This window comes from Salmonella sp. NW38 (assembly GCF_051807745.1).
GTDB classification, from domain to species: domain Bacteria; phylum Pseudomonadota; class Gammaproteobacteria; order Enterobacterales; family Enterobacteriaceae; genus Salmonella; species Salmonella enterica.
The window spans coordinates 26,249-36,319 of sequence record NZ_JAMMTO010000017.1; the positions used below are offsets into that span (position 1 = coordinate 26,249).

Annotated in this window: 13 protein-coding genes and 1 pseudogene; 13 read left to right on the plus strand and 1 reads right to left on the minus strand. The window is 52.5% G+C overall.

Annotated features, from left to right (window positions below):
• Positions 1 to 150 precede the first annotated feature (150 nt).
• From NA624_RS22295 to NA624_RS22350, 12 genes are all read left to right on the plus strand, one after another.
• Complete coding sequence (locus NA624_RS22295; RefSeq protein ID WP_000086291.1) at positions 151 to 1,059, plus strand: integrase domain-containing protein; 909 nt, start codon at positions 151 to 153, stop codon at positions 1,057 to 1,059.
• Between the two features lies 1 nt (position 1,060).
• On the plus strand, positions 1,061 to 1,435 hold the full coding sequence (locus NA624_RS22300) for a hypothetical protein (protein ID WP_234947335.1): 375 nt from the start codon (positions 1,061 to 1,063) through the stop codon (positions 1,433 to 1,435).
• A 420-nt stretch (positions 1,436 to 1,855) separates the two neighbouring features.
• Positions 1,856 to 2,176, plus strand: a complete 321-nt coding sequence (locus NA624_RS22305; RefSeq protein ID WP_001091365.1) for a hypothetical protein — start codon at positions 1,856 to 1,858, stop codon at positions 2,174 to 2,176.
• Positions 2,177 to 2,253: 77 nt separating this feature from the next.
• Positions 2,254 to 2,622 (plus strand): hypothetical protein, encoded by a 369-nt coding sequence (locus NA624_RS22310; protein WP_000383686.1) that lies wholly within the window; start codon positions 2,254 to 2,256, stop codon positions 2,620 to 2,622.
• 368 nt (positions 2,623 to 2,990) lie between these two features.
• The gene (locus NA624_RS22315; protein WP_000018144.1) at positions 2,991 to 3,200 is read left to right on the plus strand and encodes a hypothetical protein; all 210 of its coding nucleotides are present in this window, start codon (positions 2,991 to 2,993) and stop codon (positions 3,198 to 3,200) included.
• Positions 3,201 to 3,219: 19 nt separating this feature from the next.
• Positions 3,220 to 3,669: a hypothetical protein gene (locus NA624_RS22320; RefSeq protein WP_000586349.1), complete on the plus strand. Its 450-nt coding sequence runs from the start codon at positions 3,220 to 3,222 to the stop codon at positions 3,667 to 3,669.
• Entirely contained in the window at positions 3,669 to 3,962 is a 294-nt protein-coding gene (locus tag NA624_RS22325; protein WP_000367567.1) for a hypothetical protein, read from the plus strand. The genes NA624_RS22320 and NA624_RS22325 overlap by 1 nt, the downstream gene beginning before the upstream one ends.
• A gap of 77 nt (positions 3,963 to 4,039) precedes the next feature.
• The gene (locus NA624_RS22330; protein WP_000115422.1) at positions 4,040 to 4,498 is read left to right on the plus strand and encodes a hypothetical protein; all 459 of its coding nucleotides are present in this window, start codon (positions 4,040 to 4,042) and stop codon (positions 4,496 to 4,498) included.
• Between the two features lie 89 nt (positions 4,499 to 4,587).
• Complete coding sequence (locus NA624_RS22335; protein WP_001097966.1) at positions 4,588 to 6,522, plus strand: zincin-like metallopeptidase domain-containing protein; 1,935 nt, start codon at positions 4,588 to 4,590, stop codon at positions 6,520 to 6,522.
• 70 nt (positions 6,523 to 6,592) lie between these two features.
• Positions 6,593 to 7,501 carry a hypothetical protein gene (locus NA624_RS22340; protein ID WP_000881184.1) on the plus strand — a complete coding sequence of 303 codons (909 nt, stop codon included), beginning with the start codon at positions 6,593 to 6,595 and terminating at the stop codon, positions 7,499 to 7,501.
• 73 nt (positions 7,502 to 7,574) lie between these two features.
• On the plus strand, positions 7,575 to 8,474 hold the full coding sequence (locus NA624_RS22345) for a hypothetical protein (protein WP_000022218.1): 900 nt from the start codon (positions 7,575 to 7,577) through the stop codon (positions 8,472 to 8,474).
• A 75-nt stretch (positions 8,475 to 8,549) separates the two neighbouring features.
• A complete protein-coding gene (locus NA624_RS22350) occupies positions 8,550 to 8,876 on the plus strand; it encodes a DUF3085 domain-containing protein (protein ID WP_000911570.1) in 327 nt (108 codons plus the stop codon).
• Between the two features lie 94 nt (positions 8,877 to 8,970).
• On the opposite strand, the gene NA624_RS22355 is transcribed toward NA624_RS22350, so the two are convergent.
• Positions 8,971 to 9,237, minus strand: coding sequence for a hypothetical protein (locus NA624_RS22355; RefSeq protein ID WP_001033682.1), 267 nt, complete (start codon positions 9,235 to 9,237; stop codon positions 8,971 to 8,973).
• A 493-nt stretch (positions 9,238 to 9,730) separates the two neighbouring features.
• Here NA624_RS22355 and NA624_RS22360 point away from each other — a divergent pair.
• Positions 9,731 to 10,071: pseudogene (locus tag NA624_RS22360) on the plus strand (ShlB/FhaC/HecB family hemolysin secretion/activation protein); the annotation flags it as partial.

Below are 10,071 nucleotides of genomic sequence, written 5' to 3' on the forward strand. Positions count from 1 at the left end.
GGAAGCGCACTTAAAACCGTGTCGTCGGGGGAAGGATGTTTATGTTATTAAAATTTAGTTTTCAGAGCCGTTCATCAGAACGCAGGACAATGGGACTTTCGTTTATGAAAACGAAAGGGTGTTGTCGTACGTTTTGTTTAAGGAGCTGTCATGTCCAGAGGGTGTAAATTGTTAAAACGTGAACTCGTCGTTCTCGCAAGAGAAGGTAAGGGAAGTTTTAAAACAGTGTCCGATCGTTCGAAAATAGTAGAACGATTGTCTCATCGTTTGTTGGATTTAAATGTTCAGATCCGCTCTGCGCAGCAGTTAAAAGTCCGGCATATTGAATTATATATTGAAAGTCGTAAGGCCGAAGGTATTTCTAAACGTACCTTACAAAATGAAATGGCGGGAATTCGAACTATTCTTTCTCTGGCGGGGAAGACAAAAATGGCAGATCCGAAATATGAACGATTAAGTAATAAAGCGTTAGGTATTTCGGGAGACAGTCGTATGGGCACAAAGTTGGCTATATCGGACGAGCGCTATCGCGAGGCGCTCGCCCTGATTAAAGCGAAAGATGAGGGCGTGGCTGCAACAATGCAACTTTCCCGTTATTTGGGGCTGCGTAATGAAGAAGCAGTACAGGCAGCAAAATCAATCAAAACGTGGAAACAAGCAATATTACGGGGCGATGAACGTGTCAGAGTTATATTTGGTACAAAAGGAGGTCGTGCTCGTGATACACGTGTTGTCGATAAAGAAAAAGTATTATCAGCAATCAACGAAGCAATTTTATGTGCAGAGAAAAATAATGGTAAATTAATAGACATGCCTTCTCTGCAACAGGCGCTTGATCGTTATATCAATATCATGCGTCGGGTCGGTGGTTTGAAATATGAAAATTCAAATCACTCATTACGTTATGCCTACGCTCAGGATGCGGAGAAATATTATATTTCTAAAGGTTTTACTCAAAAAGAAGCCAGCGCGTTAACATCCATTGATTTGGGTCACGGCGATGGGAGAGGGGACTATATAAAAAGAGTCTATAGTCAAAAAGAACTGGGGGAGGAGTAAAATGCCTGAATCGAAACATCCAGTTTTTTTTGTGGTATATGTTTCAGGAGCTATATTGTTTCTGCTACTAATGGAGTTGTCACGAGTCCATGATTTAGTAATGCTGGATGGACCTGATACTGAATCATTTATTACGCAGGCTAACTTTCATTGTACGTATAAAAATTATAGTGACAGTTCGAGTGATTATAAAAAATGCATGGGAGACTGGTATCGTCTTGCTGCTTATGAATTAAATATGAAGGCTATTGCATATGATTATCATGATTGCCTGTCTTATAATGGTAACAAAGCGTTGTGCTGGTATAACCTTGAAACTAACTACGCCCTGATAAAAAGACTTGATAAAGCAATACTGATTGAACACGGACAATGAATGTCACGGCATAAAAAACTTCAGTTATGGTCTTGAGTTTTGCTGACCAGTCTGGTTAATATGTAATCGCTAATCGTTATCTCCGGATAACTGCCAATGCTTCAGGTACCTGTGAGTACCGAGTGATCTGAGAGAAGCGCCTTCGGGTGATCACATGCCAAAGTCATAGCGGGTCTGAGACTGACGCCTTAGGGCGACCCATGCCAATGCTACCGTAGCCTGAGAGGTAGCGTCTTCGGACGGTACGTCTGTCACCCCTGGGAACAGACATTATTATGTCAGTTGGCATGATAGTGGGGGCGTCAATAACATAACTAAAGCTTTCGTGCTTTAGTGCCTGTCTTGCATTACTCACCCATCGGGGAAAACCTCTCCGATGTCGGTGACGGTTTTCTCCGTTTTTTACTTCTGGAGAAAACCATGAACACCTTTCTGACTTCTCTGGTCAGTATTCTGCGTAAAGCTTTTCCACATATCCGTCACGGCAAAAGTGAATGGATCGCTAATCACACCGGTTATCTGCGTTTTCAGGCAGAGGTCTGGCGGGATGACAACGACCATTTTCATGCCGTCGTGAACAAACGTTCCGGTTGGATGAACCCCCGTCACGAACGGGCGGTGGATTGCGGAGAATTTGATTCTTTTCACTGTGCCATGAACACAGCGTATCGCCAGGCGTTGGAGCTTGCGCATCTGCGCTATGCCTGGGAAATGCCTGATTACACGGCCGATTTTCACTAACCATTGATTGACTACCCGACAGGGGATTTTCTTCCCTGAGGGAGATAAATCCCTCTGATATTCCGACAGGAGGATTTATGGACGTTTATTCACTGAAAACCCGCACTGACGCTTTTATCTGGCTTGCTCATATGGAAGGCGATTTGTTGAGTATCCGGGCGTCTGTGAACGCCGGTTTATACCCCCCTTACGACGAGAAAGCTGAAGAGCCTGAGTTTGAATGTGCGGTATTTAACTGTGGTTTTGCCTGCGGTGAATTTTTAGAAAGGATGCAATCGGGTGATATCGAACCCCTTACGACAGCCGCAAAAGCACTGTTTGGCACGCTTGAACATCTGGGGAGAACGCTTTGTGAACCCGTCTGGATGCAGGCGATGAGCCAGGGGCAGCATGATGTCCGTGCTGACCGGGCGATATGCAATGCTGAAGCGGACGGCTGGATATAGCGATCTGCTTTTCACTTTTCGAGGTCTGCCACGCAGGCCTGTCTGGGCCGGCTGGCTGACCACTGCCGTATTTGCGCAGTGGTTCCCGGAACATTACCGGCTAACCGTTCCTGTCTTTCGTTTGTCCGTTGTTTCCCCTGACCGGGCGCAACCGGTGGACGAATGACCGGGAATGCAAAAGCACTATCTTATTTACCCTTGCGGGGATGCCCGTCAGGGCTCCCGCATTTTTCGCAGGAGGCCTGATATGGCGTGATATTTCCGTTAACCCACGTTTTCCGTCTTCGCTGACGGCATCGAATTAATTCGTTTCACACCCCGGGGCCATGCCCCGTCAGGGGCAGGTCCCTTTTCAGTACAGGGATTTTATGTCTCACATTCACCTTCCGTCGGTTTGTGAAAAAACCGACAACACACTGACCCCGGAGCAGGAAAACCGCGTGCGCCACCTGGTGCATGAGGAGTGTTATTCCCGCGACCGTACCGCACTGATTAAGCTCATTGGCCTGATGCTCCTGCTGAAACTGGCGGGAACACTCATGCTGGGGATGTTGCTGCTGGTACTGCGTCTGTTCTGACAACAGGAGATAAACGTTGATGATTATTAACCGCTTGTTTGTTTTTTTGCTGCGTCATCTGTGGCGCCTGGTGCGCTGGGCAGCTCTTTCGGTGTATCACGGCATTGCGGTGCTGTACCGCCGAAGACAGGCCAGACTGCAGGCATCCGACTGGCGGCCACGAACGGTGTATACCGGTCGCTGGCAACTGGCCGATGACGGTCAGTGTTGTGGCCGGGCGGTGGTACTTCGCCTCAGTGACGCGCTGAAACCCGGCGTGGAACTGCTTTACTTCGGTGAGGAGAGTGCTGAGCCGTACTACAGCGAGCGCCAGAGTGTGGACGATAAGGAGTCAGTGATGGTCGCCGAGCAGATGCTGTTGCGGTTCCTGGGCAGCCGGCACCGGCGGCAGAACCGGCGCAACGTTTCTGTTCCGGTCCTGGTGACTGACACTGTGGCCACCGTTCCGGTTAACGATGAGGCGGCATGATGGATATGTCGGCGCTGCTCAGCAGCACGCCGCCGGCCGTCGCCATCGAGGAGCCGGTGTGGGCACAGATGGTCAGTTACCCATTGGCCCCCGCCTGTGAAAACGAGCGGCTGCAGCGGCTGATTTACCACGGTTTTGAGGCCCTCAGTCAGGCGCCTTCAGGCCAGGTTATGGTGGAATTTGGGTATTTCTGCCTGCCACCTGATGGTAACCAGAACGCACCCCTGTGGCAGAACGTCTGTATTAAACGTGAACATTCAAACGGTCAGGTGACACTCACTTTCGACCGTTAATTTAGTTTTACCAATCACCCTGACGGGGGAACCCGTGAGGGGGACGCCGTCAGATTTTTTCTTATAAAGGAGTCTGTATGAGCGTGATGACCACGAATGAAACCCCCGCATCCACAGTGACTGAACCGGAGGTTTTCCGAAGAACCCGTAACCGCTTTAACCAGTGGCTGCAGGCGGAATTTGACCGCCACTACCACACAATGAGGGATGGCGGTTACCGTAGTTTCCTGAAGAAGAACCACCCGACGGAGCTGTTGCGCTATGACGAGGCATGCGAGGCCTTACGACGGGAAGAGTTTGCGCGCTTTGCCGAACTGCAGACGCTGGGGCTGTACCTGCACTTGCAGGTGCAGCAAAAAGAGGCGCAGTTCCGGCGGCGGCGTAACCGCCTTCTGCTTGGCATGACTATCACGGGTGTGATGACGTCTGTACTACTGTACGCAAATTTCCATCCGGAACAGCTACAACTGATAAGTCATGAACTGGTAACCCTGCCGGGTCGCATATCAGGTTTTGTCGGCCGTTTACTTCATTAATCCGCTCAGTGCCACAGTGGCACTGACTTTTCCCACGGGGAGCGCGTCTCCCTGTGGGGGCGCTCTCCCTTTTTTTGACAGGAGAGCAGATGAACACCTCATTACATCCGGGTGATATCAGCCGGTTTATCACTGGCCGTATTATCGGCAGTCTGGCCGCAGGCCAGGTGCCGTGGCACGGCACCGTGCCGGGTTTACCGGAGCATGCCCTGACGGGCGAGCCGTTTACCGGCGTTAACGTGCTGTTGTTGTGGCAGGCCATGCAGCAGCGGTCACTGCATTCAGGTCGCTGGTTAACCGGCGATGACCTCCGCCAGCTTGGCGGTCAGGTCAGGAGCGGTGAAAAACCGGTAACGCTGGTTCGCTACCGTCCGACGCTGTCACTGTTTAAGGTGATTAACCCTGAACAGTGTGACGGACTGCCGGAGACGTTGCAGCCCGGGTGGCCACTGCCACCCCCGCAGCAACCGTCACTGAGCGTTGTCCGTGACCTGCTCCGGAGCAGCGGGATACCCGTTATCCACCGGGACAATATTTTACCAGTCTACCGGGCATTACATGACCGGATTGAGCTCCCGCCGGCGGCGGCTTATGCCGGGGAAGAAACATACTGGCAGGATATGCTGAATCTGCTGGTCCAGGCCACCGGACACCCGCAGCGGTTACATCGCTTCGGCTTAACGGTGGACGGGCGTACCGATGAGGTTCAGGAAGCCCTGGTGGCGGAACTGGGGGCAGCGTTTCTGACGGCTTCCCTGGGACTGCCAGGCAGACAGCCCTCGCGGCACGACGTGGCACCCTGGGTGTCATTTTTACACGACGACCCGTGGCGCCTGTTTCGGGCGGCGGAGGCAGCGCGAAAGGCGATGGTGTGGCTGAGTGCGCGAAGACCCGCGATGACGATGGTGGAGATGTGGCAGAAGATGGCCACGCTGATACTGGAGACACATTACGGTTTTCCACTCGACGACACGACGCTGGGCTGTCGCAGTGTGGTTGAGCGCCATCTTGAGTGTGGCATCACACCGCTGATGGCCATTAACGCGCTGGCGCGCATTTACCAGTGGGAACGGTGTGACCAGCCTCAGCGGTCACTGTTTCTCAACGACGTGGGCGCAGACAGTGAAATACTGACGTTGTCTGAAATGTGTCCCGGGCTGCTGACCTGTTACCGGGTTCCTGCTTCAACCGGCGTGCCGGAGGAAGCGGAACGGGCTGACAGTTTTCCTTTGCTGACGGCTCCGGTGGCATCGGAAGGCGAGGGCGCGGCGAACGACGACGGGCCTGATGACCCGGATGATAACGTGGTGGCGCTGCCGTGGGCTGCGCGTCGGGGGAAGACTAACCCGCACGTGCAGCGGTTTGTCAGCCTGTTTAACCAGACGGCACCGGATGCGAATCGCTGGCAGGTCTTCAGTGATTTTGTCCATATGGCAGCCTGCTCGCTGTATAACGCGATTCACCGGGATGAGGCTTATGAAGCGGACTATATGCAACGGGTTGCACGCTACTCTGCGGAGGATGCGCACAACATGTCCCGTCTGCTGGCAGAGGTGATACAGGGGCTGGAATTCTGTCCGACAGATTTTCTCGGGCAGATTTTTATGAACCTTGAGCTGGGCAATGCACGTCATGGCCAGTACTTCACCCCGTACAATGTCTGTTACACGATGTCACGTATGACCCTGAGTGACAGGCTGTCGGTGCTCACCTCCGGTGAGCGTGACTTCATCACGGTCAGTGACCCGGCCTGTGGGGCGGGTGGCATGATTGTGGCAATGGCAGAAGCTATGCTGGAGGCAGGGTTCAATCCGCAAAAACAGATGATGGTGTACTGCGTGGATATTGACCCGGTGGCGGCGATGATGTGTTACATCCAGCTGTCCCTGATGGGTATCCCGGCCATTGTGGCCACTGGCAACAGCCTGACCGTGGCCATTAAGCGGGAAATGGCGACGCCGATGTTTGTGCTGGGGCACTGGCACCACCGGTGGCAGGCCGAACGGTCGCGGCAGGCGGCTTAGCTGATTTTTTCACTTCACCCCGACAGGGTTCTCCCTGTGGGGAGACCCCTGTCATAAACAGGAGTCACTTATGCTGGCCAGTTTCTATATTCAGCGGCAGCTCAGTAAAACACTGGGACTCAGTGTGAACGCTGAGGAGATTTTTTACCAGGTGGATGACCGGGGATCGGACTACGTCAATACCGACATGGTTCTGAACCGTGACCGGCTGTTGTCCGTGATGCAGTTCATGCTCGATGAGGTGGCGCTGAACCCGGATTTGCGGGAGAAGTGCCGCCAGGCAGAGCGTATTCTGACGTTCTGGATACGCGGTCTCGATGCGCTGGCAGAGGCATCTTACGATATGGCGATACTGCCGCGCACGGTGTCAGAGTGCAGCGGCCGGGTTGACCGGCTTTTACCGGGAGACCCGCAGGCGTTGCTGGCCCTGCCGGAGGATGCATTCCTGCGTCTGACCGGTCAGGGGGACCTGATGTCGGGAGAGCAGTTCCCCCGGGAACTGCTTGAAGCGACGCTGCCTTACTGGACACGCTTCATGGCGTGGACGGCCCGGGAGCTTTACCAGACGGAGGACCGGTGCCTCGTGCAGTTGGGGCGCCTTTTTCGCCGGCTGATTGTTGAACCCCGAAAAGTGCGCTGCTTTAACCTGTCGTTTGGTCGCATCGAGCTGCATATGTCCGGTCGCGATATAGACGAGTGTCAATATCTGTACGCGTATGATGATGCTTCTCTGGAGGATTATCTGGAGGAAATCATGGCCGGTAATCTGACCCCGGTTCGGTTTGAAGCCCGGGTGCTCTACCACAATGATTCGGAGCTGAATGTTTTCACGCGCGATACCGATGTGATTGACGCTGAACATCCTCACGTCAGTGACTGGCAGACTGTGGTCAGTGAGGCGCTGGACTGGATACGCCAGGAGCGTGCTTCACTGAATAAGATAACGACACTGCGGCCGGCACTGAAACTGGCTGCCTGATTTAACACCTTACCCGACAGGGGATTTTCCCCTGAGGGGAAATCCCTTTGTTTAACCTGATGAGGAATTCCCCATGAGCATTATTGACGAATACATCAGTCAGCATTATTCAGAGCGACTGAGCCTGGATGTGACCGAAGAGGATATCACCTGGCAGCTGCGGGGCAGTCACTCCGACTACGTGAATACCCGGATATTATTCACCCGGGAAAAACTGATGGCGGTGATGGAGGCCATGCTGTCCGGTCTGGACAGTGATGAAGCCACGCTGGCACGCTGCCGGCAGGTACTGACGTTGTGGATAGCAGGACTTGATACGCTCTCGAAAGAGGCAGAGCAACCGGACTGGCTTCCCCGGGTTCATCCTCACAGCAGCGGTCAGTGTGACCTGCTGCTGAAGGGGAACCCCGCGGCGCTGACGGAGGCAGACGAAGAAACGTACCTGCGGGTGACCGGCCAGCAGGATTTACCTGTACACCGGCGCATTCCGCAGGCGACGTTCAGCAAAACGGTACGCTACTGGCACCGGTTTGAGACCTGGCTGGCAGAGCAGTTGCAGGACATCACGCAGCATTGCTACCGGAAACTGTGCCGCTTTGTGGCGAACGCCACCACAGAGCCGCGGCTGTTGCACGAGTATCGCGGAGAGTACGGCTCACTGCGTCTATTCGTGGGGCCACAGAACATTGATGAGATAGATATTCTGGAGTTCAATCCGGAATACATCGTGTCCTGGGTCGACAAGGTGGCAGACGGGGTATTCACCCCGGTCTGCTTTGCGGTGAATGTGCACTATAAAAACGGCATTCTGCTGGAGTGCTTCACTTGGGACAGTGAGGTGGATAACATCAACAGACTGACCAGCAGCGATTACGGTGAGGCGATGAGCCAGGCCATCAGCTGGGTACGTGAGCAGTTTGAGCAGCCAGTGATAGACCAGCCTGTACCACAGCAGCCACGACTGGCCGCGTAAGTTAACGGTAAACCCATCGGGGAGAAACTCCCCGGTGGGGGTGTTTCTCCCCTTATTTTTGACAGGAGAAACATCATGCTGAAATTCAGCGCAAAAGACTTAAAACCGGTGCTTCAGGAAGCACGCAAAAATCACTGTGGCGTGGCCCTGGTCAAAGATCACGGCGTATACATTATGTCCGAAATCGGGGCGCTGACTTCACGTGGCCGGAAGGTGGCTTATGCGAAGGGATGTCATCCTGATAAGGATGAGACCTGGTGGGAGACCGCGCGGGCAGAAGTGGGTGGTGATGATTTTGGTGAGTCAATAGACCTGACTGAAAGCATGATTAACCGCATTCTGAACGAGGGGAAACCGTTATACATCACGGCCAGTAACGAGGCATTTAAGATCGAGTGTTAAACCAGCGCGGGTCCTGTGACCCGCGTTAATCTTACCCTGACGGGAGTAACCCCGTCAGGGGCCACTGAAGGGGGATGCCACTTACAGAGTGGCACTAATCTTTCTGGATGATTAATTGCGCATAGGTCTTTGAAGGATCTTTGACATCGGCCTGGTCTGTCTGCTGTACGATTTTCCATCCGTCTCTGGCAAGCGCCGGGATCGTTCCATGAATACCTTCGCCACATTTAAAGACCGTATCGTCTGTCAGCTCTGCATTCGCTGCAGAGTTCGCTACTGTCTGTGATTTACAAACGTGAGCTTCTCCTGCAAACGTCGGCCCGGCAACTAACAGGCCGGCAATTAGTAATATTTTATTCATTTAAATCCTTCCTGCTTATACATATTCAGAACCTGAGTCTCAATTCAGTAATAGCAGCTATCTATCTTTGTGTGAATATTTTTAATGATTATTTCTTAATAAGATAATTCTGTATTCCTTTAAATTGCCCCCGTATAAACCATGCTAATTTACTCTTTGTTTACATGTGGCTTACCTATCCTTCACCTGTGTGTTTTTATTTTTTATAATAAATTACAATTGGTTATGTTTTTTTGTGTCTTTTGATTCTGTTAATTGATTGTTATGATTCATTTTTGCTAATCGAAATTTTCGATCGATAAGATCGAAAATTATTGCTTTGGGTGTTGAGTCTGCGGTTTATAGGCTATAAAGGATGGTGGGCTAAGATAGTTGTCGGATTAATTTCTCAAAGGCACAGGCCCCTTGTTTTATCAGGTGGTTCACCGCGTCATCGATAGTGCTGTGGTGGACATTTCTTCTCTTAAATCAAAATTAATCTGGTGATTATTACATGAAAAGTCTGGTTCTGCGGACGGGCATCGCTCGCTCTGAGAAAATGCGCCGCGCGCCTTTCTTGCTCACGCCTCTGGCTCTGATAGTCTGCGCTAGTGCTCAGGCGGCTGTTGTGCCTTCCGTACCCGGTGCAGGTACGCTGGGAAACCAGTTGCGTCAGGAGTCAGTACGCACGCCAGCGGCGCCGATCAGTGCGCCGCTGGTATTGCCTGAAGAAGGACCTGCTCGTCGTGTGCTGTCGGTGGATAATCATACCACGGTGAGCGTGAAACAGGTGGTGTTCACCGGCAATCCCCCAGGACTGAAGGGCCTGAGTGAGACTGACCTGCAGCGTGAACT